Raw genomic sequence first — 24,936 nt, 5'->3', positions numbered from 1 at the left:
AGACTGTTGGAAATCTTGATCAATTTAGTATTAGATTTCCATACAGACTCACAAAGTTAGTTAGCGACGTCCCCAGTACCTAAGGTGCATATCAAAAAAGATTGAAGAAAATGTAAAGGAAAAAACATGACAAAAAACTTATTAGTAGAACTCGGTCTTGAAGAATTACCAGCCTATGTTGTCACACCAAGTGAAAAACAACTAGGCGAAAAAATGGCAGCCTTCCTCAAGGAGAACCGTCTGTCTTTTGAAGCTATTCAAACCTTCTCAACACCACGTCGTTTGGCTGTTCGTGTGACTGGTCTTGCAGACAAACAGTCTGATTTGACAGAAGATTTCAAGGGTCCAGCAAAGAAAATTGCCTTGGATAGCGATGGAAATTTCACCAAAGCAGCTCAAGGATTTGTCCGTGGAAAAGGCTTGACTGTTGAAGATATCGAATTCCGTGAAATCAAGGGTGAAGAATATGTCTATGTCACTAAGGAAGAAATTGGTCAAGCAGTTGAAGCCATTGTTCCAGGTGTTGTGGATGTCTTGAAGTCACTGACTTTCCCTGTCAGCATGCACTGGGCTGGAAATAGCTTTGAATACATTCGTCCTGTTCACACTTTAACTGTTCTTTTAGATGAAGAAGAGTTTGATTTGGATTTCCTTGATATCAAGGGAGGTCGTGTGAGCCGTGGTCATCGTTTCTTGGGGAAAGAAACCAAAATTCAGTCAGCATTGAGCTACGAAGAAGACCTTCGTAAGCAGTTTGTAATCACGGATCCTCGTGAACGAGAGCAAATGATTGTTGATCAAATCAAAGCAATCGAAGTTGAGCATGGTGTACATATCGAAATTGATGCGGACTTGCTTAATGAAGTCTTGAACTTGGTTGAATACCCAACTGCCTTTATGGGAAGTTTTGATGCCAAATACCTTGAAGTTCCAGAAGAAGTTTTGGTGACCTCAATGAAAGAACACCAACGTTACTTTGTTGTTCGTGATCAAGACGGTAAACTCTTGCCCAACTTCATTTCTGTTCGTAATGGAAACGCAGAGTATTTGGAAAATGTCATTAAAGGAAATGAAAAAGTCTTAGTAGCCCGCTTGGAAGACGGTGAATTCTTCTGGCGTGAAGATCAAAAATTGGTGATTTCAGATCTTGTTGAAAAATTAAACAATGTCACCTTCCATGAGAAGATTGGTTCCCTTCGCGAACACATGATTCGTACAGGTCAGATTGCTATTCTCTTGGCAGAAAAAGCTGGTTTGTCAGCGGATGAAACGATTGACCTAGCCCGTGCAGCAGCTATTTACAAGTTTGACTTGTTGACAGGTATGGTTGGCGAATTTGACGAGCTCCAAGGAATTATGGGTGAGAAATATGCCCTTCTTGCTGGGGAAACTCCAGCGGTGGCAGTTGCTATTCGTGAACACTACATGCCTACATCAGCCGAAGGAGAACTTCCAGAGAGCAAGGTTGGAGCCATTCTATCTATTGCAGACAAATTGGATACGATTTTGAGTTTCTTCTCAGTAGGCTTGATTCCATCAGGTTCTAATGACCCTTATGCCCTTCGTCGTGCGACCCAAGGTGTGGTTCGTATCTTGGATGCCTTTGGTTGGCACATTGCTATGGATGAGTTGATTGATAGCCTTTATGCTTTGAAATTTGACAGCTTGACTTATGAGAATAAGACAGAGGTTATGGACTTTATCAAGGCTCGTGTTGATAAGATGATGGGCTCTACTCCAAAAGATATCAAGGATGCCGTTCTTGCAGGATCAAACTTTGTTGTGGCGGATATGTTGGAAGCGGCAAGTGCTCTCGTAGAAGCAAGCAAGGAAGAAGACTTCAAACCATCTGTTGAATCACTTTCACGTGCCTTTAACTTGGCTGAGAAGGCAGAAGGATCCGACACGGTTGATCCAGCTCTCTTTGAAAAAGAAGAAGAGAAAGCCTTGGCAGAAGCGGTAGAAACACTCGTTTTATCAGGATCTGCAAGTCAGCAATTGAAACAGCTCTTTGCGCTTAGTCCAGTTATTGATGCCTTCTTTGAAAATACTATGGTTATGGCCGAAGATCAGGCTGTCCGTCAAAATCGTTTGGCTATCTTGTCTCATTTAACTCAAAAAGCAGCTAAACTTGCACGATTTAACCAAATTAACACTAAATAAAATTTGATAAACGGACTTTATCTTATCACAAAGGAGAAGAAATGGATCAGAAAAAAATTGATCGTATCAACGAGCTTGCTAAAAAGAAAAAAACAGAAGGCTTGACCCCAGAAGAAAAAGTAGAACAAGCCAAACTACGTGAGGAGTACATCGAAGGTTATCGTCGCTCTGTTCGTCACCACATTGAGGGAATCAAAATTGTGGACGAAGAAGGAAACGATGTTACACCAGAAAAATTACGTCAAGTCCAACGTGAAAAAGGTTTACATGGCCGTAGTCTCGATGATCCAAATTCATAATAAGTATTCTTTCTTTTAACAAAGATAGATGAAATAATAATCAAAAGACTAGCAGACACAAACTGCTAGTCTTTTGTCACTAAAAAAGGAACCAAAATGGTTCCTAAAAGTATTAGTTACTTGCGCCAGATGTAGCGTCTGCGCCACCACCGTGACCACCGGCATCACCTGCATCAGAAGCTCCAGATGTGGCATCTGCTCCGCCATGTCCTCCAGCAGGAGCTGCAGCATTTCCACCGACTAAACGTTGACCAGTTGTATTGAGGTACCAGTCAAGCCATGGTTGGAAATTAAAGATAATTTCATTAATTCCAGCATATGAACCATCTGGATAGTACATTGCTTGGTAATTATGGGTATTAATAACACCTTCAGGTGTTCCTGGCACAATTGTACGGACATATTCTTGATCTCCGTTACGCAATACACCGACAACCCATTCAACGTTTTTCATTCTAGAATCTGGTAATGTACCGTGTACTGTTCCTAATCTATTTCCTGATTGAGCACGTACACGTTTACCAAACATTGTATCTGGGTCTTGGTGTGCGTTATTAAAGTACAAGAATTGATTGTTATCATCTGCAAATGTCAATTCAAATGGCATTGCTTTCAAGAACATATCAATTTGGTTAACTGTCAAGATACCATGGTCTAATTTAACGTAAGTATCTCCAGAGACAGCTCCAACAAGCTCAGCTGCTTTTTCTACCCATTCAGGATCATCTGGATCAACACCTTGGATGGTAGTTGCAATTGAATTTGTACAATATAAATCTTCTGGTTCAATTGGTTTTGGTTTTTTCAATTTTGAAACGACTCCCACATATTTTACAAAGTTGTCCAAGCATGTTTCAAGGAAATTAACAGTTCCTTCATTTATGATATTCCCATTAACATCAAAAGCTTCTTTGGCTTTACCAAGAAGGAATTCATTTCCAGGAAGTGTGTAGGCATTGACACCTGGAGCGTCAAGAATCTTACGAAGGTGAACTTGAGCACGAGAAGTACCTTGGTCATAGTAAGAAGCACCCACAATCATGACTGGTTTGTTTTCAAATGGATGAACTTCATATGAAAGCCATTCAAGAACAGATTTAAGAGAAGCTGAGATTGTGTGGTTGTGCTCAGGAGTAGCGATAATGACACCATCAGCACGTGTAATTCTGTTATACAAAAGACGTAATTGGAAACTTTCGTCCCATTTTTCGTCTTGGTTAAACATTGGAACTTCGTCAATTTCAAGAACTTCTAATTCAAATTTGAGTTTGAAGTGACGACGGATGAATTCCAAGAGTTTACGGTTATATGATTGATCGTAGTTTGATCCTACAAGTCCAACAAATTTCATTCTTTTTGGTCTCCTATCTTACAAATTTTCCCAGTCAAAGTCTTCTGCATCTTTACGAAGTAGTGCTTGTGCATTGCGCAATTTTTCTGTGATTTTTACAAAGATACGGAAGTCGTCAAAAGTAGCATCCAATTTTTTGATAACATCAAGATCTACTAGGTCTCCACTTGGGTTGAAAGCTTGAAGAGAATGTGAAAGCAAGAATTCATCTGGAAGGACACTTGCTTTAATTTCTGGAGCATTCAAGATTTGGCGAAGTTGTAATTGGGCACGTGATGAACCAAGCGTACCGTAAGAAGCACCAGTAATCATGATTGGTTTATTCAAAAGAGGGTAAATACCGTATGACAACCAAGCAAGAGCGCTCATCAAAACAGCTGGGATAGAGTGGTCATACTCAGGAGTACCGATAATAACGCCATCTGCCTCTTCAATTTTAGCAGCAATTTCTAGAATTTCAACAGGTACTTGCTTGTCAGCTGGTTTGTTGAAGACAGGGATGTCTTTAATTTCAACAAGCTCAATTTCAGCTTTTTCAGCAAAGTGTTTTTGCATGTATTGAAGCAATTGGCGGTTTGTAGAACGTTTTGAATTTGTTCCAACAATAGCAATAAGTTTTAACATGAGATTTCCTTTCTCTTTTTACATAATACGATTTTAAAACTCTATTGAAATATCTATTTCTATAGAGTAGGAATTCCTGAAGAACAGCTTAAGTGACCTTCTTTATCGATGAGGATAGCTTCTATTCCCTCCAAACTTTCGACTTGCCAGAGGATAGAGGCAGGTCTTTCTCCAAAGAATCGAGTTGTCCAGATTTCACCATCGACTGATTTTTCAGAGATGATTGTCAGACTAGCAAGTTCTGTTTCAACAGGATATCCTGTTTGACTGTCAAAAATGTGATGGTAATCTTTTCCATCGATTGTTAGGTGACGTTCATAAATGCCTGAAGTCACGACAGATTTATTGACAACAGGGATGGTCATTAAGTGATTTCCCCTAGGATTAGCTGGGTCTTGAATCCCAATTTGCCAAGGCTGATTTCCTCTTGCCTGATTTTTTCCAATAGTCAGGATATTCCCTCCCAGATTGATCAAGGCAGATGTCACTCCCTCTTCTCTAAGAAATTGGGCAACTTTATCCGCACTATAACCCTTGGCTAAACAACCAAGATCGATCTTCATTCCTTTCTGTTTCAAGAATACAGTGGAAGTGGAAGAATCTAACTCTATAGAATGAGGATTGATTAAAGGTAGCACCGATTCAATTTCTTGGGGTTGCGCTACTTTGGCATCTGAAAAACCGATACGCCAGGTTTGAATCAAGGGACCAATGCTGATGTTGAGATGACTAGAGGGCGCTAGGCTATGTTCTAATCCAAGTGAAATCAGTTCAAACAGGTCTGGATGGACTTTGACAGGAGCTATTCCAGCTTGATAATTAATCTCCATCAACTCAGATTCTTGGCTATTGGCATTGAAGCGGTATTCAAGTTCTCTGAGCAAATCAAAAGATTTTTGGAGCAAGATATCAGATCGCTCATCTACTAATGAAATAGTGATAGTAGTCCCCATTAGCCGTTCAGAATGTGAACTAAGAGGCAAGCTACCAACTCCTTTCTCTTATGAAAAGAAGGTTGAAATATTGTAAATTTATATTGAATTTAACCCCTTACATTTTCTTTCCATGATACTAGCATACCATAAAGTCAGCGTTTTCACAAATAAAATTTGTAAACTTGTCAAGAAATATGCTCAGAAAATAAAGAGTAATTGTAAGGAAGGCTGATAAAATACAGATTATTTACATTTTTTTACAAAAAAATCGGGAAAATTAGCTAAACTCTTGTAAACGCTAACAGTAAATGTTATACTAGAAGGGTAAATTTAAAATTGAAGGTAGGAATTTTTCTATGAGTAAAATCGTTGTAGTTGGTGCTAACCACGCTGGTACAGCATGTATTAATACTATGTTGGATAATTTTGGCAATGAGAACGAAATTGTTGTATTCGACCAAAACTCTAACATCTCTTTCCTAGGATGTGGAATGGCTCTTTGGATTGGTGAACAAATTGATGGTGCTGAAGGCTTGTTCTATTCTGATAAAGAAAAATTGGAAGCTAAAGGTGCTAAGGTATACATGAATTCACCAGTTCTTTCAATCGACTATGATAACAAAGTAGTTACAGCAGAAGTTGAAGGGAAAGAGCACAAAGAATCATACGAGAAATTGATTTTCGCTACAGGTTCTACACCAATCTTGCCACCAATCGAAGGTGTTGAAATTGTTAAAGGAAACCGCGAATTTAAAGCAACTCTTGAAAATGTACAATTCGTTAAATTGTACCAAAACGCTGAAGAAGTTATCAATAAACTTGCTGACAAGAGCCAGCACCTTGACCGTATCGCCGTTGTTGGTGGTGGTTACATCGGTGTTGAACTTGCTGAAGCCTTTGAGCGTCTTGGAAAAGAAGTTGTCCTTGTTGATATCGTTGATACTGTCTTGAACGGTTACTATGACAAGGACTTTACACAAATGATGGCGAAGAACTTGGAAGACCACAACATCCGCTTGGCGCTTGGTCAAACTGTTAAAGCAATTGAGGGTGACGGTAAAGTTGAACGCTTGATTACTGATAAAGAAACTTTCGATGTGGATATGGTTATCCTTGCAGTTGGTTTCCGTCCAAATACAGCACTTGCTGATGGTAAAATTGAACTCTTCCGCAACGGTGCTTTCCTTGTAGACAAGAAACAAGAAACATCTATCCCAGGCGTTTATGCTGTAGGTGACTGTGCGACTGTTTATGACAACGCTCGTAAAGACACTAGCTACATCGCTCTTGCTTCAAATGCTGTTCGTACTGGTATCGTTGGTGCATATAACGCTTGTGGCCATGAATTGGAAGGAATCGGTGTTCAAGGTTCAAATGGTATCTCAATCTACGGTCTTCACATGGTTTCAACTGGTTTGACTCTTGAAAAAGCTAAAGCTGCTGGTTACAACGCAACTGAAACAGGCTTTAACGATCTTCAAAAACCAGAATTTATGAAGCATGACAACCATGAAGTTGCCATCAAGATTGTCTTTGACAAAGATAGCCGTGAAATTCTTGGTGCACAAATGGTTTCACACGATTCTGCAATCAGCATGGGAATCCACATGTTCTCACTTGCTATCCAAGAGCATGTGACAATTGATAAATTGGCATTGACAGACTTATTCTTCTTGCCACACTTCAACAAACCATATAACTACATCACAATGGCTGCACTTACAGCTGAAAAATAAAATTTGATGAACTATCTGGCCTTAAGCTAAGGTCAGATAGTTTTTTAGTCAATGTGTACCCATACAATTATATTTTTTTTATCTTGTGATTCATTCTAATCTAACTTAAAATGAAATGGTAGCTACCAATATAAATAATGAGGATAAAATAAATGATTGAAAATCGTTATGAACTAAATAAAAACTTGGCACAGATGCTCAAGGGTGGAGTTATCATGGACGTTCAGAACCCTGAACAGGCCCGTATTGCAGAAGCTGCTGGTGCGGCTGCTGTTATGGCCTTGGAACGAATTCCGGCTGATATCCGTGCGGCTGGTGGTGTTTCCCGTATGAGTGATCCAAAGATGATTAAGGAAATCCAAGAAGCGGTTAGTATTCCAGTAATGGCCAAGGTCAGAATCGGGCATTTTGTTGAAGCTCAGATTTTAGAGGCTATTGAGATTGACTATATCGATGAGAGTGAAGTTTTATCTCCAGCAGACGACCGTTTCCATGTGGACAAAAAAGAATTCCAAGTTCCTTTTGTCTGTGGGGCTAAGGATTTGGGGGAAGCCTTGCGTCGTATCGCTGAAGGTGCTTCTATGATTCGTACCAAAGGAGAACCGGGTACGGGGGATATCGTCCAAGCTGTTCGTCATATGCGTATGATGAATCAGGAAATTCGCCGCATTCAAAATCTACGTGTGGACGAACTTTATGTTGCTGCGAAGGATTTGCAAGTCCCTGTAGAATTGGTTCAATACGTCCATGAACATGGAAAATTGCCAGTTGTAAATTTTGCTGCTGGAGGTGTTGCAACGCCAGCAGATGCTGCGCTGATGATGCAATTAGGGGCAGAGGGTGTCTTTGTCGGTTCAGGTATTTTTAAGTCAGGAGATCCTGTTAAACGAGCGAGTGCTATTGTCAAAGCGGTGACTAACTTCCGTAATCCTCAAATTCTAGCTCAAATCTCTGAAGATTTAGGAGAAGCCATGGTTGGTATCAATGAAAATGAAATCCAAATCCTCATGGCTGAGCGAGGAAAATAGATGAAAATCGGAATATTGGCCTTGCAAGGTGCTTTTGCAGAACATGCAAAAGTACTAGATAAATTGGGCGTAGACAATGTCGAAATCAGAAATCTAGATGATTTTCAGCAACATCAGAGTGATTTGTCGGGTTTGATATTACCTGGAGGTGAGTCTACAACCATGGGCAAGCTCTTACGAGACCAGGACATGCTGATTCCCATTCGAGAAGCCATTCTCTCTGGACTTCCAGTGTTTGGGACCTGTGCGGGTTTAATTTTGCTGGCTAAGGAAATTGCTTCTCAGGAAGAGAGTCATCTAGGAACTATGGATATGGTGGTCGAGCGCAATGCTTTTGGGCGCCAACTAGGAAGTTTCTATACTGAAGCAGAATGTAAGGGAGTTGGTAGTATTCCAATGACCTTTATCCGTGGTCCGATTATCAGCAGTGTTGGAGAAGATGTAGAAATTCTAGCAACAGTTGATAATCAAATCGTTGCAGCCCAAGAAAAAAATATGTTGGTAACTTCTTTTCATCCTGAATTGACTGATGATGTGCGCTTGCACCAGTACTTTATCAATATGTGTAAAGAAAAAAGTTGAGATTGAATTTCTCAACTTTTTTACATGTAATAAACAATGGCGATGTATTGGAGTGCGGACGCAGCTAGGATGAAGAGATGCCAAATCATGTGGAAATAAGGTTTTTTCTTGGCGTAAAATCCAGCTCCAACTGTATAACAGAGTCCGCCAGTGACCATGAGACTCCAGAAAATGGGTGTCGTTTGACTGATAATGGCAGGAATGATAGTCAGAACCAACCAGCCCATAATCAGGTAAAGAGCAAGGCTAAATTTCTCATTGACTTTTTTAGCAAAGATTTTATAGAGAATACCAAAGATGGTCGTTCCCCACTGGATGGCAATAATTAGATAGCCAAACCAGTTATTCATCAAAGTCAGTACGACAGGTGTATAAGAGCCAGCAATGGCAACATAAATCATAGAATGGTCGATGATTCGCAAGACATATTTGTGGGTCGAACCATAGGCCATAGAGTGGTAAATGGTGGATGAGAGGAACATGAGAAAGAGACTAATAACGAAAATGGAGACACCGATAGATGATAAAAATCCGTGTGTCTCATAACTATAGGTGGATGAAATAGGTAGTAAGATGAGCATGATGACTGCACCTACGGCATGGGTCACGCTATTAGCAATCTCCTCTCCAAAACTGAGTTGTTTGCTGAGTTTAAGACTAGTGTTCATCGGATTACCTCCTCTTGAGTATGATGGATTAAGGCTAGAGTTTGATGATAGAGTTTAACGGTTTGGCAGCTGGTTTGGATAATGGGGTTAGCTGGGTCAATTCCTTGGTTCATGTAGTTTACAAAAGCATCGTAGAGTTGGTCTGAACTTGCTTGACTTTGGAGAGTATTAAGTGTCTGAGCGATTTCTTGAATAGAAAATACAGACTTGAGGGTTGTGATAGCAATCAGACGGGCAATCTGTTGGCGTTGGTATTTTTTCTTGTCAGGCTTTGTCAGGTAACCATGTTTGACATAATTGTTGACCATAGATGCTGTCAGGCCCTTGTCTTTATCAGGAGAGATAGGGGCGCAGACCTGATTGACATAGAGTAAAACCTGGTCCAGATAGAGGTCAATATTTGGGATTTCTGCCCATTTTGGGTAGGAAAAGGTAGTTTTCATTTCCAACTCCTTTTTATCTAGTTTTAATAACTAGATTATAAAATAACAAAAACAGAAAGTCAAGTTTTAACTGCTTGTAGAAAGACTTAAATTATGCTATGATGGGAGAAACTAGTCAGAAATGAGGAGAAAAGATGGAGATTCGTTTAGCTTTTCCAAATGAAGTAAATGCCATCATGCAGGTGATTGAGGATGCTAAAAAATGTTTAGCAGATGCTGGTAGTGACCAGTGGCAAAATGGTTATCCAAATGCTGATATTATTATTGAAGATATTATCTCAGGTCAAGCCTATGTAGCCTTGGAAGATGGAGAATTACTAGCCTATGCTGCTGTAACCAAGAGTCCAGAGGCAGCCTATGAAGCCATTTATGAAGGAAAATGGCAAGCTGGAGAGTCAGAGTACCTAGTCTTTCACCGTATTGCTGTGGCAGCAGATGTCCAGGGGCAGGGGGTTGCTCAGACTTTCCTAGAGGGCTTGATTGAAGGTTTTGACTATCTAGATTTTCGCTCAGATACGCATGCTGAAAACAAAGCTATGCAACATATTTTTGAAAAACTCGGTTTTAAACAGGTTGGTAAGGTTCCAGTTGATGGCGAACGCTTGGCCTATCAAAAATTGAAGAAATAATGCAAAAGAAGTACGTAAAAATGCTCTACTTTTCGCCAATAGGAACCTTGTCTTTGGTTGCCGACGAGCAATATCTGTATGGCATTTGGGTGCAGGAGCAGAAGTGTTTTGAGAGGGGACTAGGAGATGAGACAATAGAAGCAGTTGTTAGTCATCCCATTTTAGACCCAGTTATTGCTTGCTTAGATGCTTACTTTAAAGGCAAGTCTCAGGATTTATCCAACTTGCCCTTGGCTCCAATCGGAACGGATTTTGAAAAGCGAGTTTGGTCCTATTTACAGGGAATTCCTTATGGTCAGACGGTGACCTATGGGCAAATAGCCCAAGACTTGCAAGTGGCTTCTGCTCAAGCAATTGGCGGAGCGGTAGGACGCAATCCTTGGTCTATCCTAGTACCTTGTCATCGGGTGCTGGGCGCAGGCAAGCGTCTGACAGGTTATGCTGCAGGAGTGGAAAAGAAAGCTTGGCTCTTGGGTCATGAAGGCGTAGATTTTAGAGATATAAAATAGAAAGTGAAACACATGTTAGAATTTATCGAATACCCAAAATGTTCAACTTGTAAAAAAGCAAAACAAGAATTAAACCAACTCGGTGTGGACTATAAAGCCGTCCATATCGTCGAAGAAACACCTAGCCAAGAAGTCATTTTAAACTGGCTAGAAACCTCAGGGTTCGAGTTGAAGCAATTTTTCAACACCAGTGGGATCAAATACCGTGAATTAGGGCTGAAAGATAAGGTAGGAAGCCTGTCAAACCAAGAAGCAGCTGAGTTGCTAGCAAGTGACGGTATGTTGTTAAAACGACCGATTTTAGTAGAAAATGAAACTGTTAAGCAAATCGGTTATCGAAAAGCTTACGAAGAATTGGGATTGAAATAGTTTTTATCTATCTCTTTGATAGATAAAATATATAACCTCCCTGTTTCAAAGTATGATAAACTAGTAGGTAGACAAAGTCTGTATCTGACCGTAGCAAATAATTTCATTGACGGCAGAAGTATGGTAGAATGAATCATTATCAGGAGAGGATGTTTTTATGAATGTTACAACGATTTTAGCATCAGATTGGTACCAAAACTTGATGCAATTGATTCCGGATGGCAAGCTTTTTAGCTTGCGTTCGGTCTTTGATGGAATTCCAAGAATTGTCCAACAACTTCCAACAACGATTATGTTGACAATTGGTGGTGCCCTTTTTGGCTTGGTTTTGGCACTTCTTTTTGCCATTGTGAAAATCAATCGTGTCAAAATTTTATATCCCTTGCAGGCCTTCTTTGTTAGTTTCTTAAAAGGGACACCGATTTTAGTGCAACTCATGTTGACCTACTACGGAATTCCTTTGGCTTTGAAAGCTCTCAATCAGCAATGGGGTACTGGTCTCAATATCAATGCGATTCCAGCTGCTGCTTTTGCGATTGTTGCTTTTGCTTTTAATGAGGCAGCTTATGCTAGTGAAACCATTCGTGCAGCCATTCTCTCAGTCAACCCTGGTGAGATTGAGGCGGCACGCAGTCTGGGTATGACCCGAGCACAAGTTTATCGTCGAGTGATTATTCCAAATGCAGCGGTGGTAGCTACTCCAACCTTAATTAACTCCCTCATCGGCTTGACCAAGGGAACTTCTCTAGCCTTCAGTGCGGGTGTTGTGGAAGTCTTTGCCCAAGCTCAGATTTTGGGTGGAGCCGATTATCGCTATTTTGAACGCTTTATCTCCGTTGCCCTTGTTTATTGGGTAGTCAATATCGTAATTGAAAGCCTCGGTCGTTTCATCGAGAGAAAAATGGCTATTTCTGCACCCGATACAGTGCAAACAGATGTGAAAGGAGACCTTCGTTAATGATTAAGATTTCGAATTTAAGCAAATCCTTTTCAGGACAGACTGTCTTGGATCATCTGAACTTGGATATTCAAAAAGGGGAAGTCGTAGCCTTGATTGGTTCTTCAGGAGCTGGAAAATCAACTTTCCTTCGCAGTCTCAATTATCTTGAAACACCTGATAGTGGCTCTATTCAGATTGATGATTTTTCAGTTGATTTTTCTAAAATCACTCAAGAAGAAATCCTTGCCCTACGCCGTAAGTTGTCTATGGTTTTCCAACAGTTTAATTTGTTTGAACGCCGCACAGCACTTGATAATGTGAAAGAAGGCTTGGTTGTTGTCAAGAAATTGTCTGATCAAGAAGCGACTAAGATTGCCAAGGAAGAGTTGGCTAAGGTTGGGCTTTCTGACCGTGAAAACCATTACCCTCGCCATTTATCAGGTGGACAGAAGCAACGGGTTGCCTTGGCGCGTGCTCTCGCTATGAAACCAGATGTCTTACTCTTAGACGAACCAACTTCAGCACTTGACCCAGAATTGGTTGGTGAAGTAGAAAAGTCTATTGCAGATGCTGCTAAGTCAGGTCAAACTATGATTTTGGTTAGTCATGACATGTCCTTTGTAGCCCAAGTGGCTGATAAGATTCTCTTCTTAGATAAGGGGAAAATCATCGAGTCTGGAACACCGGATGAGATTATCCACCATCCTAAAGAAGAGCGGACAAAAGAATTCTTCGCTAGTTACAAACGGACTTATATTTGATATAATAGATAAAGGAAAACTCAGTTAGTTGGACTAGCTGAGTTTACTCTTTAAAAAAGATAGAAATGAGAGAAATCATGCTACTGCAACTATTTTCTTTATATTTCGAGAGTTTGATCTTGACCACCATCCTCGTCCTGATTTTTTTAGGGATTTGGATTGGACTGAGAGCCATGTCGGGAGTTGATAAGACAGCCAAGGCTCGCCAAGCCCATCTCTATGATATGATTATGATTGGGGTCTTGGTTGTTCCAGTATTATCCTTTGCGGTTATGAGTATAATTCTTGTTTTCAAAGCATAATCCTTGCTTGATTGACAAGAAAGAGTTAGAATAAAGATAGTTACAACAAGAAAGAAGGAATCTATATGTACGATACTATTATTATCGGTGCTGGACCTGCAGGTATGACTGCAGCCTTGTATGCTGCTCGAAGCAATTTGAAAGTAGCCTTGATTGAAGGTGGTCTGCCAGGTGGTCAGATGAATAATACATCTGATATTGAAAATTACCCAGGATACGCTAATATTAGTGGGCCAGAATTGGCAGAAAAAATGTTTGAACCGCTTGAAAATCTTGGTGTTGAGCATATTTATGGTTATGTTGAAAATGTAGAAGACCATGGTGATTTTAAGAAAGTGATTACTGATGTCCAAACATATGAAACACGTACAGTTATCGTAGCAACTGGTTCTAAACACCGTCCTTTGGGAGTACCTGGAGAAGAAGAACTGAACAGTCGTGGTGTTTCTTACTGTGCCGTGTGTGATGGTGCTTTCTTCCGTGACCAAGATTTGTTGGTAGTTGGTGGTGGAGATTCAGCTGTTGAAGAAGCCATCTTCTTGACTCGTTTTGCTAAGACTGTTACCATTGTTCACCGTCGTGACCAACTTCGTGCCCAAAAAGTTTTACAAGACCGCGCCTTTGCGAATGAGAAAATCAGCTTTATCTGGGATTCTGTAGTCAAGGAAATCAAGGGTGAAAACCGAGTAGAATCTGTCGTATTTGAAAATGTGAAAACAGGTCAAGTGACAGAACAAGCCTTCGGTGGCGTTTTTATCTATGTTGGATTGGACCCTCTTAGCGATTTTGTTAAAGAATTGAATATCCAAGATCAGGCTGGCTGGATTGTGACAGATAACCACATGAAAACTGCAGTTGACGGTATTTTTGCAGTTGGAGATGTTCGCTTGAAAGACCTTCGCCAAGTAACAACAGCAGTTGGAGATGGAGCTATCGCTGGTCAAGAAGCTTACAAGTTTATCACCGAACATAGTTAATACTCTCCGAAAATCTCTTCAAATCACGTCAACGTCGCCTTGGATTATATATGTGACTGACTTCGTCAGTTCTATCTGCAACCTCAAAACAGTGTTTTGAGCTGACTTCGTCAGTCTTATCTACAATCTCAAAGCAATGCTTTGAGCAACCTGTGGCTGGTTTCCTAGTTTGCTCTTTGATTTTCATTGAGTATAATCATAAAAAAGTTTCCAATCAGATGACTGGAAACTTTTTTATAGTCTATTTCGGAAAACTTCGTACATGAGAATGGCTGCAGCAACACTGGCATTAAGGCTTTGAACATGTCCATTCATAGGAATGGTAATCATTTCATCGACCTGTTTTTTGATGTTGCTAGAGATGCCTTTTCCTTCATTTCCGATAATGAGGGCGATTTTCCCTTTTGTATTCCACTTATGGCAAGGGGTACCGTTCATATCCGTTCCAAAGGTCCAGAATCCTTCATCCTTGAGTTTGTCTAGAGTTTGGCTCAGATTGGTTACTCGAGCGATGGGAACGTGCTCAATAGCACCTGTGGCCGTTTTGGCAACGACAGGAGTAACTCCGACAGCACGGTGCTTGGGAATGATGACACCTGCAACATTGGTCGCATCAGCGGTTCTTAAGATGGAGCCTAAGTTGTGAGGATCGGTTAACCCGTCCAGAATCAATAGCAAAGGATTTTCTTCTTGGCGCGTTTTGGCAAGGATGTAATCCAGCTCACTATAGGCAAATTCAGAAACTCGTAGAACAAAACCTTGGTGGACAGCACCTTCAGTCATCTCAGAGAGGGCTTTTTTTGAGGTCCAAGAAATGGACACCTTCTTTTCTGTAGCCAGTTCCTTGACTTTCTCAACGTTCTTACCTCGGAGATCTTCTTGGAGGTAGAGTTTGTTGCCAGTATTTGCAAGGAGGGCTTCGGTAACGGCGTGGACGCCATAGACAATATCATTTGTTTTCATGCCTCTATTATAACACAAAACCCCGTCTTGCAACGGGATTTTCTTTATTCTAGAATTAGTAAACCATCTTTAACTGCAAATGGGTCTTTTTCATTGATACGATCGTAAAACATGATTCCGTTAATGTGGTCAATTTCATGCTGAACAACGATGGAGTTGTAGCCTTTGAGCTTGATACGGTGTTTTTCTCCATCCTTGTCAAAGTAGTCAACAGTAACGCGGGCATGGCGAACAACATAACCAGGCACGTTGCGGTCAACAGATAGGCAACCTTCTCCTTCACCAAGAGCAGCGTCTTGAACAGAGTGAGAGACGATTTTTGGATTGTACATAATGGCTTGCAAGTCGTAGGCTTCCTGTGGAGTTTCGCCTTCTTCGACAATATTAGGTACCAAAACAGCGATAATACGTTTTGAGATATCTAATTGAGGAGCAGCAAGTCCAACCCCACCTCGGAGTCCCATTTTTTCGGCCATGACGGGATCTTGGGAATGTTTCAGGAATTGCATCATCTTTTCGCCAAGGATGATTTCCTGGTCAGATAGGGGGAAAGTGACTTCCTCAGCAACCGCGCGTAGAGTGGGATTCCCCTCGCGGATAATATCGTTCATATCAATTAAATGAGCAGCTTTTGTAATACGTTCTATTGCAGACATTTTCTCTCCTTTCATTACCTCTACATGATAACACAAAATGACAAGGATTGAAAGTATTACGGCATCGAGCTTTTATAGAAAATGTCTAGTAGGTTCGATTCAATTGTGAAAGAATTACTTATCTGTGATATAATAAAAAGAAAAGGCTTGCATTAGAAAGTTGGGAGAATAAAGATGCAAAGAAGACAGGAAAGACATAAACGTGGACCAGTTTTTCGTTTTATGAGGGGCTTGGTAAACTTTTTTAGGAGTTATCGCAAGTGGAGCAATAAAGGATTTGTTGCTGTCCTTTTGCTAGCAGTTGCTTTATCAATGGGCTTAGTCTTGTTGTTTGAAAGTTTCCAAGGAATCCCTTTAACCAGTCAAAAAAAGGATGCCATTTCTCAAGAAACAAATAAGTATAATCAAAATTCCAAAGATCAGGAAGAGGAAAAGATTGCTAGAATTATGGCCAACGGGGACCTCCTCTATCACATTCCTATCTATCGTTCTGCTTTAAAAGAAGATGGGACCTATGATTTCCATGAAAATTTTGAATATGTAAAACCATGGCTCAAACAAGCAGACTTGATTTTAGGTGATTTTGAAGGTACTGTGAATAAGGACCACTATTTGGCTGGTTATCCGCTATTTAATGCACCTGGAGAAGTCATGGATGCCATCAAGGATGCCGGTTATCAAGTGCTAGACTTGGCGCATAATCATATCCTAGATTCACAAATAGAAGGTGTGGTCTCAACAGCAGATGCTATTGAAAAGGCAGGAATGACACCGATTGGCGTGTATACGCATGAGTCCCGTGATCAAGCTCCACTCGTTATCAAGGAAGTCAACGGCATCAAGGTTGCGCTTTTAGCCTATTCTTATGGTTTCAATGGAATTGAGCAAAGTATTTCTCAAGAAGACTATAACCGCTATCTTTCAGACCTAAATGAAGACAAGATGAGGGATGAAATTGAACGAGCAGAGAAGGAAGCAGATATCACCATTATCATGCCTCAGATGGGTGTGGAGTATCGCTTGGAACCAACTGAAGAACAAAAGGCTCTTTATCACAAGATGATCGATTGGGGAGCTGATATTATCTTTGGAGGGCACCCTCACGTAGTTGAACCATCTGAAACGGTTGAAAAAGATGGGGACAAGAAACTCATTATCTATTCAATGGGGAACTTCATTTCCAATCAAAGAATTGAAACCATGCAAGATGAAGAGAATGCTAAGTGGACAGAGCGTGGCGTGCTTATGGATGTGACCATTAAGAAAAAGGATGGCAAGACGACAATCGAAACTGCTAAAGCACATCCTTCTTGGGTAAATCGTACACCGAAAGGAACCTATTCTCCAGAAGGTTATCCACTATTCCTATACCAAACTTATATCTTAGAAGATTTTATCGAGGGTGGTAGTCATCGTGACCAGTTAGATGAAGCGACTAAGGAACGAATTGATACAGCCTACAAAGAAATGAACGAACATGTGGGATTGAAGTGGGACTAGCTTAAATCCAGGGGAAAGTAAATGACGATTAAGGTAATTGCAACAGATATGGATGGGACCTTGCTGGATGCTAGAGGCCAGCTTGATCTCCCACGTTTGGAAAAGATTTTAGATCAGTTGGATCAAAGGGGTATTCGTTTTGTCATTGCGACTGGGAATGAAATTCACCGCATGAGGCAACTACTGGAGCACTTGGTCGATCGGGTGGTTCTGGTTGTTGCAAACGGTGCTCGTATTTTTGAAAACAATGAACTGATTCAGGCTCAGACTTGGGATGATGCCATTGTCGATAAGGCTTTGGCTCATTTTAAGGGTCGAGCGTGTCAGGATCAGTTTGTTGTAACGTCTATGAAGGGTGGTTTCGTCAAAGAAGGTACGATTTTTACAGACCTTGAAAGTTTTATGACTCCAGAAATGATTGAAAAATTCTACCAACGGATGCAATTTGTGGACGAATTAACCTCTGACCTCTTTGGTGGTGTGCTCAAGATGAGTATGGTTGTTGGTGAGGAACGTTTGAGTTCGGTCTTGGAAGAAATCAATGACCTCTTTGATGGCCGTGTTCGTGCTGTATCGAGTGGCTATGGTTGCATTGATATCCTTCAAGCTGGAATTCATAAAGCATGGGGCTTGGAAGAATTACTCAAGCGCTGGGACTTGACCTCCCAACAAATCATGGCTTTTGGTGACAGTGAAAATGATGTTGAAATGCTTGAAATGGCTGGAATTGCCTATGCGATGGAAAATGCTGATGATAAGGCCAAAGCTGTGGCGACGGCTCTAGCGCCAGCCAACAGCCAAGGCGGAGTTTATCAAGTCTTGGAAAACTGGTTAGAAAAAGGAGAATGAAGTGGCAGTACAGTTATTAGAAAATTGGTTACTAAAGGAACAAGAAAAAATCCAAACCAAGTATCGTCACTTAAATCAGGTTTCTGTTGTAGAGCCAGATATTCTTTTTATTGGGGATTCCATTGTCGAATATTATCCTCTGCAGGAACTATTTGGGACTTCAAAGACGATTGTCAATCGAGGTATTCGAGGTTATCAGACAGGGCTGTTACTAGAGAATCTAGATGCGCATCTGTACGGTGGAGCAGTAGATAAAATTGTCCTTTTGATTGGGACAAATGATATCGGAAAAGATGTTCCAGTGAATGAGGCTCTCAATAATCTCGAAGCTATCATACAATCCATTGCTCGCGATTATCCATTGACTGAGATTAAATTGCTTTCCATTTTGCCAGTCAATGAGGGAGAGGAGTACAAGCAGACAGTCTATATCCGCACGAATGAAAAAATTCAGAAATGGAATCAAGCCTATCAAGAGCTTGCTTCTGCCTATATGCAGGTAGAATTTGTGCCAGTTTTTGATAGTTTGATAGACCAAGAAGGTCAACTCAAAAAAGATTATACAACTGATGGGTTGCACCTTAGTGTTCCCGGTTATCATGTTTTGACCAAAGCTTTGAAAGACTATCTTTTGTAGTTAGTTGATTTCCTTTTTGCATTTTTGATTTAGATAAGGTATAATGGTTTTATTGTCTTTTGGGGTCGTTACGGATTCGACAGGCATTATGAGGCATATTTTGCGACTCGTGTGGCGATGTAAACGCTCAGTTAAATATAACTGCAAAAAATAACACTTCTTACGCTCTAGCTGCCTAAAAACCAGCAGGCGTGACCCGATTCGGATTGCTCGTGTCTGATGATGGGTCTTATTATTAGCGAGATACGATCAAACTTTGTCTAGCAGTTTGGTAAGAGATTTATAGGCTCGCAGTTCCTAGGCTTGAGTTATGTGTCGAGGGACTGTTAAACGAATACATAACCTATGGTTGTAGACAAATATGTTAGCAGATGTTTGGACGTGGGTTCGACTCCCACCGGCTCCATTGATAATTTACATTGTTTTGTAAATCTTTCTAAAACGTTGTTTTTACAACGTTTTTTATTTTATTCTTTGGTATTCTTTTGCAAAAAAAGAATACAACATTTTGTTGTATCCTAAATATTAAATCAAGTCCTGAATTTTCTTAAGTTTTTATCATATTTTCTGTTATAATTAAGGTGCCTTAAGAAAAATAATGAAAAAACTAAATGTTTTTCATATAGTTTTCATTGTTTTAATAGTTTAAAGTCAATCTTATTTTTCTCTAATAGAAAATAATGAAAAAGTAGGTTTAGAAAGAGGTAAGTATCTATGTCTTCTCATAAAAAAGTGTCACTCTCTGAGATTAATCAATCTATCGATACTCCAAATAACAATCATTTCTGGCAAAATTTAAATGCCTTTTTAGGTCCGGGTGCTCTTGTCGCAGTTGGTTATATGGATCCAGGAAACTGGATTACCAGTGTAGTCGGTGGTGCTTCCTATAAGTATAGTCTCTTGTTTGTTATCTTGATTTCATCTCTCATTGCCATGCAACTTCAGCAGATGGCAGGAAAGCTTGGTATTGTAACCCAGATGGACCTGGCTCAAGCAACGGCTCATCATTCACCTAAATGGCTTCGTTATAGTCTATGGGTGATTTTAGAATTAGCCTTGATGGCGACAGATCTGGCAGAAGTTCTAGGTTCAGCGATTGCTCTCAATCTTCTCTTTAAGATTCCGATTATGATAGCAATTCTCTTGACCGTGTTGGATGTTTTTCTCTTATTGCTTCTGATGAAATTTGGCTTTAAGAAGATTGAAGCTATTGTGACAACACTGATTTTAACCATTCTAGCAATTTTTACCTATCTGGTAGCTTTGTCACATCCAAGCTTCCAAGGAATCGTTGAGGGTTATCTACCGAATGCAACCTTATTTGAAAGTCCCTTGCCAGGGCATGAAAGTCAATTAACCTTGGCACTAGGGATCGTGGGAGCAACGGTTATGCCCCATAACCTCTATTTGCATTCTTCCTTGTCACAAACTCGGAAAATCAATCACAAGGACAAGAATGATGTTCGAAAAGCCGTGCGCTTTATGACCTGGGATTCAAATCTCCAATTATCCTTGGCCTTTGTGGTTAACTCCCTTCTATTAATTCTCGGGGCGGCTCTCTTTTTCGGCCATGCATCTGAGATTTCTGCCTTCTCTCAAATGTATAATGCCTTGCAGGATTCTACTATTGCAGGAGCTATAGCTAGCTCGACCTTATCAACCTTGTTTGCCTTGGCTTTATTAGCCAGTGGTCAAAATTCGACAATTACGGGTACCTTGACTGGACAAATCGTTATGGAAGGTTTCTTGCATATGAGATTACCTCAATGGTTCATTCGTTTGGCAACTCGTCTCTTTGCCTTGTTGCCTGTCATGATTGTAGCGGTTCTGTTTGGTCATCAGGAAAAAACATTAGATCAGTTATTGGTTTATTCACAAGTCTTTCTTTCGATTGCTCTTCCATTTTCAATCTTCCCACTGATTTATCTAACTTCTAAGAAATCACTGATGGGAGAATTTACCAATGCCAAATGGAATACCATCCTTGGCTATATCGTTTCCATTATCTTAACAATTCTCAATGTGAAATTGTTATTTGATATTTTCTAAGAAATTCACCCGAGTTATAAAACAAGCATATAAGAAAAAAGATACCCAAGATTTCTTGGGTATCTTTTTTAAAATAAACGGAAGACATGGGATTCGAACCCACGCACGCTGTTACACGCCTACCGCGTTTCCAACACGGCCTCTTAAGCCTCTTGAGTAATCTTCCAATACTTACCCAAATAGTCTACCATAAAGGCTCTTATCTTGCAATAAAAATTTTGGAAATAAGAAAAATGATAGATTTTGAAAGAAAATGACAAAAAGCGCTTGACTTTGAAAGAAAGTGTGATAGAATGAATAGTGTAAACGATAACAGGAGGTGATTCAGTGTTAAAAACAGAGCGGAAGCAACTGATTTTAGAGGAGTTAAATCAACATCATGTAGTTTCTCTAGAAAAATTAGTTAGTTTGTTAGAAACGTCAGAATCAACGGTTCGAAGAGATTTGGATGAGTTGGAAGCGGAAAACAAGCTTCGTCGCGTGCATGGTGGAGCAGAATTGCCCCATTCCTTGCAGGAAGAAGAAACCATTCAAGAAAAATCTGTCAAAAACCTTCAAGAAAAGAAGTTGCTGGCTCAGAAGGCAGCCTCTCTCATCAAGGAACAAGATGTCATCTTTATCGATGCTGGAACAACAACTGCTTTTTTGATTCATGAATTGGTTAATAAGAATATTACTGTTGTGACAAATTCGATTCACCATGCCGCTCAGTTGGTTGAAAAGCAGATTCCAACTGTCATGGTTGGAGGAAGTGTCAAGATGGCGACAGATGCTAGTATCGGGGGCGTTGCTCTTAACCAGATTAACCAATTGCACTTTGACCGTGCCTTTATCGGGATGAATGGTGTGGACGATGGTTATTATACGACTCCTGATATGGAAGAGGGAGCTGTGAAGCGTGCTATTTTAGAAAATGCCAAACAGACCTATGTCTTGGTGGATTCGTCTAAAATTGGACAAACTTGCTTTGCCAAGGTAGCACCACTCAAACGAGCTATTGTTATCACAAGTCAAGGGCATGAGCTCTTGCAGGCTATTAAGGAGAAAACGGAGGTAATAGAAGTATGATTTATACAGTCACACTCAATCCATCCATTGACTATATCGTTCGTTTGGATCAAGTTCAAGTCGGTAGTGTCAATCGAATGGACAGTGATGATAAGTTTGCTGGTGGGAAAGGAATCAATGTCAGTCGTGTCTTGAAACGCTTGGGTATTCCAAATACAGCGACTGGATTTATCGGAGGTTTTACTGGTGAATTTATCACAGATACTCTGGCAGAGGAAGAAATCGAGACACGTTTTGTCCAAGTGGCAGAAGATACTCGTATCAATGTTAAAATCAAAGCGGATCAAGAAACAGAAATCAACGGAACGGGTCCAACTGTTGAGCCCGAACAACTTGAAGAGTTAAAAGCCATTCTTTCAAGTCTGACAGCAGAAGATACGGTTGTCTTTGCAGGTTCAAGTGCTAGAAATCTAGGCAATGTAATCTACAAGGATTTGATTGCCTTGACACGTCAGACAGGTGCGCAAGTGGTTTGTGACTTTGAAGGACAGACCTTGATTGATAGTTTGGACTACCAGCCACTTTTGGTCAAACCAAACAATCATGAACTTGGAGCGATTTTTGGGATTAAACTCGAAAGTTTAGATGAAATTGAGAAATACGCGCGAGAGTTACTGGCTAAAGGTGCTCAAAATGTGATTATCTCTATGGCTGGTGATGGTGCCCTTCTTGTCACATCTGAGGGAGCTTACTTTGCTAAACCAATCAAGGGGACAGTCAAAAATTCAGTTGGAGCTGGTGACTCTATGGTTGCTGGATTTACAGGTGAATTTGTCAAATCTAAAGATGCAGTAGAAGCCTTCAAATGGGGAGTTGCTTGTGGAACAGCAACGACATTCTCAGATGACTTGGCAACGGCAGAATTTATTAAAGAAACATATGAAAAAGTTGAGGTAGAAAAAAGATGAAAATTCAAGACCTATTGAGAAAAGATGTCATGTTGCTGGATTTGCAAGCAACTGAAAAAACAGCTGTCATCGAAGAGATGATTAAAAGCTTGACAGACCACGGTTATGTGACAGATTTTGAAACCTTTAAAGAAGGAATTTTGGCGCGTGAAGCTTTGACTTCTACTGGTTTGGGTGATGGTATCGCAATGCCTCATAGCAAAAATGCTGCTGTCAAAGAAGCGACAGTTCTCTTTGCCAAGTCAAACAAGGGTGTTGACTACGAGAGCTTGGATGGGCAACCAACTGACCTTTTCTTTATGATTGCAGCTCCAGAAGGTGCCAATGATACTCACTTAGCAGCCTTGGCAGAATTGTCTCAATACTTGATGAAAGACGGTTTTGCTGACAAACTTCGTCAAGCAACATCAGCTGACCAAGTTATCGAACTTTTTAACCAAGCTTCAGAAAAAGCTGAGGAGCCAGTTCAAGCACCTACCAATGACTCTGGTGACTTTATCGTTGCTGTTACAGCTTGTACAACAGGTATCGCCCACACTTATATGGCCCAAGAAGCTCTTCAAAAAGTGGCTGCTGAAATGGGTGTTGGAATCAAGGTTGAAACCAACGGTGCTAGCGGTGTTGGAAACCAACTAACTGCTGAGGACATCCGCAAGGCTAAAGCTGTTATCATCGCAGCAGACAAGGCTGTAGAAATGGATCGTTTCGATGGTAAACCATTGATCAATCGTCCAGTTGCTGACGGTATCCGTAAGACAGAAGAGTTGATTAACTTGGCTCTTTCAGGAGATGCTGAAGTCTATCGTGCTGCTAATGGAGCCAAAGCTGCAACAGCCTCTAACAAAAAACAAAGCCTTGGTGGTGCCTTCTACAAACACTTGATGAGTGGTGTATCGCAAATGTTGCCATTTGTTATTGGCGGTGGTATTATGATTGCCCTTGCCTTCTTGATTGACGGTGCTTTGGGTGTTCCGAATGAAAACCTTGGTAATCTTGGTTCTTACCATGAGTTAGCTTCTATGTTCATGAAAATTGGTGGTGCAGCCTTTGGATTGATGCTCCCAGTCTTTGCAGGTTATGTTGCCTACTCTATCGCTGAAAAACCAGGTTTGGTAGCAGGTTTCGTGGCTGGTGCTATTGCCAAAGAAGGTTTTGCATTTGGTAAAATTCCTTATGCTGCAGGTGGTGAAGCAACTTCAACTCTTGCAGGTGTCTCATCTGGTTTCCTAGGTGCCCTTGTTGGTGGATTTATTGCAGGTGCTTTGGTTCTTGCTATCAAGAAATACGTTAAAGTTCCTCGTTCACTTGAAGGTGCAAAATCAATCCTTCTCTTGCCACTTCTTGGGACAATCTTGACTGGATTTGTTATGCTAGCTGTTAACATCCTAATGGCAGCAATCAACACTGCTATGAATGACTTCCTAGGCGGTCTTGGAGGCGGTTCAGCTGTCCTTCTTGGTATCGTCCTTGGTGGAATGATGGCTGTTGACATGGGTGGACCAGTTAACAAAGCGGCTTATGTCTTTGGTACAGGTACGCTTGCAGCTACTGTTTCTTCAGGAGGTTCTGTAGCCATGGCAGCAGTTATGGCTGGAGGAATGGTGCCACCACTTGCTATCTTTGTCGCAACACTTCTTTTCAAAGATAAATTTACCAAAGAAGAACGTAACTCTGGTTTGACAAATATCATCATGGGCTTGTCATTCATCACTGAGGGAGCGATTCCATTTGGTGCCGCTGACCCAGCTCGTGCTATCCCAAGCTTCATCCTTGGTTCAGCAGTAGCAGGCGGACTCGTTGGTCTTACTGGTATCAAACTCATGGCACCACACGGAGGAATCTTCGTGATTGCCCTTACTTCAAATGCTCTTCTTTACCTCGTTTCTGTCTTGGTAGGAGCAATCGTAAGTGGTGTGGTCTATGGTTACCTACGCAAACCACAAGCATAAAAAATAGAAAAATGAAAAGATTGGACCGTTTGGTGCAGTCT

At 40.7% G+C, this 24,936-nt stretch carries 26 protein-coding genes, 1 tRNA gene and 1 other RNA gene; 20 read left to right on the top strand and 8 right to left on the bottom strand.

What is annotated here, in order from left to right; genetic code table 11:
- Positions 1 to 126 precede the first annotated feature (126 nt).
- Both glyS and M594_RS06970 read left to right on the top strand, forming a co-directional pair.
- Entirely contained in the window at positions 127 to 2,163 is a 2,037-nt protein-coding gene (gene glyS / locus M594_RS06975) for a glycine--tRNA ligase subunit beta (RefSeq protein ID WP_173876343.1), read from the top strand.
- Between the two features lie 41 nt (positions 2,164 to 2,204).
- Positions 2,205 to 2,462 carry a DUF896 family protein gene (locus M594_RS06970; protein WP_020901900.1) on the top strand — a complete coding sequence of 86 codons (258 nt, stop codon included), beginning with the start codon at positions 2,205 to 2,207 and terminating at the stop codon, positions 2,460 to 2,462.
- A 112-nt stretch (positions 2,463 to 2,574) separates the two neighbouring features.
- Here M594_RS06970 and M594_RS06965 read toward each other — a convergent pair whose 3' ends face one another.
- From M594_RS06965 to M594_RS06955, 3 genes are read right to left on the bottom strand one after another with little or no spacing between them, the layout of a single operon-like run.
- Positions 2,575 to 3,813 carry an NAD(P)H-dependent oxidoreductase gene (locus M594_RS06965; RefSeq protein WP_173876342.1) on the bottom strand — a complete coding sequence of 413 codons (1,239 nt, stop codon included), beginning with the start codon at positions 3,811 to 3,813 and terminating at the stop codon, positions 2,575 to 2,577.
- 18 nt (positions 3,814 to 3,831) lie between these two features.
- Positions 3,832 to 4,437 carry an NADPH-dependent FMN reductase gene (locus M594_RS06960; protein ID WP_042751459.1) on the bottom strand — a complete coding sequence of 202 codons (606 nt, stop codon included), beginning with the start codon at positions 4,435 to 4,437 and terminating at the stop codon, positions 3,832 to 3,834.
- A 59-nt stretch (positions 4,438 to 4,496) separates the two neighbouring features.
- The gene (locus M594_RS06955; RefSeq protein WP_173876341.1) at positions 4,497 to 5,420 is read right to left on the bottom strand and encodes an FAD:protein FMN transferase; all 924 of its coding nucleotides are present in this window, start codon (positions 5,418 to 5,420) and stop codon (positions 4,497 to 4,499) included.
- A 308-nt stretch (positions 5,421 to 5,728) separates the two neighbouring features.
- On the opposite strand from M594_RS06955, the gene nox reads away from it, so the two are divergent.
- The 3 genes from nox (at position 5,729) to pdxT (ending at position 8,718) form a co-directional block, all read left to right on the top strand.
- On the top strand, positions 5,729 to 7,108 hold the full coding sequence (gene nox / locus M594_RS06950) for a H2O-forming NADH oxidase (protein ID WP_173876340.1): 1,380 nt from the start codon (positions 5,729 to 5,731) through the stop codon (positions 7,106 to 7,108).
- Between the two features lie 152 nt (positions 7,109 to 7,260).
- Entirely contained in the window at positions 7,261 to 8,136 is an 876-nt protein-coding gene (gene pdxS / locus M594_RS06945; protein WP_173876339.1) for a pyridoxal 5'-phosphate synthase lyase subunit PdxS, read from the top strand.
- A complete protein-coding gene (gene pdxT, locus M594_RS06940) occupies positions 8,137 to 8,718 on the top strand; it encodes a pyridoxal 5'-phosphate synthase glutaminase subunit PdxT (protein ID WP_173876338.1) in 582 nt (193 codons plus the stop codon).
- Between the two features lie 20 nt (positions 8,719 to 8,738).
- Here pdxT and trhA read toward each other — a convergent pair whose 3' ends face one another.
- Positions 8,739 to 9,386: a PAQR family membrane homeostasis protein TrhA gene (trhA, locus tag M594_RS06935; protein ID WP_173876337.1), complete on the bottom strand. Its 648-nt coding sequence runs from the start codon at positions 9,384 to 9,386 to the stop codon at positions 8,739 to 8,741.
- Positions 9,383 to 9,829: a DUF1836 domain-containing protein gene (locus tag M594_RS06930; RefSeq protein ID WP_173876336.1), complete on the bottom strand. Its 447-nt coding sequence runs from the start codon at positions 9,827 to 9,829 to the stop codon at positions 9,383 to 9,385. Before M594_RS06930 ends, trhA begins: the two co-directional genes overlap by 4 nt.
- A gap of 134 nt (positions 9,830 to 9,963) precedes the next feature.
- On the opposite strand from M594_RS06930, the gene M594_RS06925 reads away from it, so the two are divergent.
- The 7 genes from M594_RS06925 (at position 9,964) to trxB (ending at position 14,316) form a co-directional block, all read left to right on the top strand.
- On the top strand, positions 9,964 to 10,458 hold the full coding sequence (locus M594_RS06925) for a GNAT family N-acetyltransferase (RefSeq protein ID WP_173876335.1): 495 nt from the start codon (positions 9,964 to 9,966) through the stop codon (positions 10,456 to 10,458).
- Entirely contained in the window at positions 10,458 to 10,967 is a 510-nt protein-coding gene (locus M594_RS06920; protein WP_173876334.1) for a methylated-DNA--[protein]-cysteine S-methyltransferase, read from the top strand. The genes M594_RS06925 and M594_RS06920 overlap by 1 nt, the downstream gene beginning before the upstream one ends.
- Positions 10,968 to 10,979: 12 nt before the next feature.
- Positions 10,980 to 11,336 (top strand): arsenate reductase family protein, encoded by a 357-nt coding sequence (locus M594_RS06915; protein ID WP_173876749.1) that lies wholly within the window; start codon positions 10,980 to 10,982, stop codon positions 11,334 to 11,336.
- Between the two features lie 157 nt (positions 11,337 to 11,493).
- Complete coding sequence (locus M594_RS06910; RefSeq protein ID WP_173876333.1) at positions 11,494 to 12,294, top strand: amino acid ABC transporter permease; 801 nt, start codon at positions 11,494 to 11,496, stop codon at positions 12,292 to 12,294.
- Complete coding sequence (locus tag M594_RS06905) at positions 12,294 to 13,037, top strand: amino acid ABC transporter ATP-binding protein (RefSeq protein WP_000590982.1); 744 nt, start codon at positions 12,294 to 12,296, stop codon at positions 13,035 to 13,037. Before M594_RS06910 ends, M594_RS06905 begins: the two co-directional genes overlap by 1 nt.
- A gap of 77 nt (positions 13,038 to 13,114) precedes the next feature.
- Positions 13,115 to 13,339: a DUF4059 family protein gene (locus M594_RS06900; protein ID WP_173876332.1), complete on the top strand. Its 225-nt coding sequence runs from the start codon at positions 13,115 to 13,117 to the stop codon at positions 13,337 to 13,339.
- A gap of 65 nt (positions 13,340 to 13,404) precedes the next feature.
- Positions 13,405 to 14,316 carry a thioredoxin-disulfide reductase gene (gene trxB / locus M594_RS06895; protein WP_173876331.1) on the top strand — a complete coding sequence of 304 codons (912 nt, stop codon included), beginning with the start codon at positions 13,405 to 13,407 and terminating at the stop codon, positions 14,314 to 14,316.
- Positions 14,317 to 14,550: 234 nt separating this feature from the next.
- Here the strand turns inward: trxB and rlmB are convergent, their stop codons facing one another.
- Together rlmB and def are read right to left on the bottom strand one after the other, a co-directional pair.
- On the bottom strand, positions 14,551 to 15,279 hold the full coding sequence (rlmB, locus tag M594_RS06890) for a 23S rRNA (guanosine(2251)-2'-O)-methyltransferase RlmB (protein WP_173876330.1): 729 nt from the start codon (positions 15,277 to 15,279) through the stop codon (positions 14,551 to 14,553).
- A gap of 44 nt (positions 15,280 to 15,323) precedes the next feature.
- Complete coding sequence (gene def, locus M594_RS06885) at positions 15,324 to 15,935, bottom strand: peptide deformylase (RefSeq protein ID WP_001272956.1); 612 nt, start codon at positions 15,933 to 15,935, stop codon at positions 15,324 to 15,326.
- A 174-nt stretch (positions 15,936 to 16,109) separates the two neighbouring features.
- On the opposite strand from def, the gene M594_RS06880 reads away from it, so the two are divergent.
- The 5 genes from M594_RS06880 (at position 16,110) to M594_RS06860 (ending at position 20,970) form a co-directional block, all read left to right on the top strand.
- Entirely contained in the window at positions 16,110 to 17,435 is a 1,326-nt protein-coding gene (locus M594_RS06880; protein ID WP_173876329.1) for a CapA family protein, read from the top strand.
- Positions 17,436 to 17,456: 21 nt separating this feature from the next.
- The gene (locus M594_RS06875) at positions 17,457 to 18,284 is read left to right on the top strand and encodes an HAD family hydrolase (RefSeq protein ID WP_049491466.1); all 828 of its coding nucleotides are present in this window, start codon (positions 17,457 to 17,459) and stop codon (positions 18,282 to 18,284) included.
- Between the two features lies 1 nt (position 18,285).
- Complete coding sequence (locus tag M594_RS06870; protein WP_143951910.1) at positions 18,286 to 18,921, top strand: SGNH/GDSL hydrolase family protein; 636 nt, start codon at positions 18,286 to 18,288, stop codon at positions 18,919 to 18,921.
- Between the two features lie 61 nt (positions 18,922 to 18,982).
- Positions 18,983 to 19,330: a transfer-messenger RNA gene (ssrA, locus tag M594_RS06865) on the top strand.
- Positions 19,331 to 19,635: 305 nt separating this feature from the next.
- Complete coding sequence (locus M594_RS06860; RefSeq protein ID WP_000094601.1) at positions 19,636 to 20,970, top strand: Nramp family divalent metal transporter; 1,335 nt, start codon at positions 19,636 to 19,638, stop codon at positions 20,968 to 20,970.
- 78 nt (positions 20,971 to 21,048) lie between these two features.
- Here M594_RS06860 and M594_RS06855 read toward each other — a convergent pair.
- A tRNA-Ser gene (locus M594_RS06855) sits at positions 21,049 to 21,136 on the bottom strand.
- Between the two features lie 161 nt (positions 21,137 to 21,297).
- Here M594_RS06855 and M594_RS06850 point away from each other — a divergent pair.
- From M594_RS06850 to M594_RS06840, 3 genes are read left to right on the top strand one after another with little or no spacing between them, the layout of a single operon-like run.
- Positions 21,298 to 22,038, top strand: coding sequence for a DeoR/GlpR family DNA-binding transcription regulator (locus M594_RS06850; RefSeq protein WP_000920651.1), 741 nt, complete (start codon positions 21,298 to 21,300; stop codon positions 22,036 to 22,038).
- Positions 22,035 to 22,946 carry a 1-phosphofructokinase gene (gene pfkB, locus M594_RS06845; protein ID WP_173876328.1) on the top strand — a complete coding sequence of 304 codons (912 nt, stop codon included), beginning with the start codon at positions 22,035 to 22,037 and terminating at the stop codon, positions 22,944 to 22,946. The genes M594_RS06850 and pfkB overlap by 4 nt, the downstream gene beginning before the upstream one ends.
- Positions 22,943 to 24,895 (top strand): PTS fructose transporter subunit IIABC, encoded by a 1,953-nt coding sequence (locus M594_RS06840; protein WP_173876327.1) that lies wholly within the window; start codon positions 22,943 to 22,945, stop codon positions 24,893 to 24,895. Before pfkB ends, M594_RS06840 begins: the two co-directional genes overlap by 4 nt.
- Positions 24,896 to 24,936: the final 41 nt, after the last annotated feature.

Origin of the sequence: Streptococcus mitis, assembly GCF_013305725.1 — a bacterium.
Classification (GTDB): domain Bacteria; phylum Bacillota; class Bacilli; order Lactobacillales; family Streptococcaceae; genus Streptococcus; species Streptococcus mitis_BO.
Note: the sequence above shows the minus strand (reverse complement) of the source record. Positions and strands in the feature narration are given on the sequence as shown.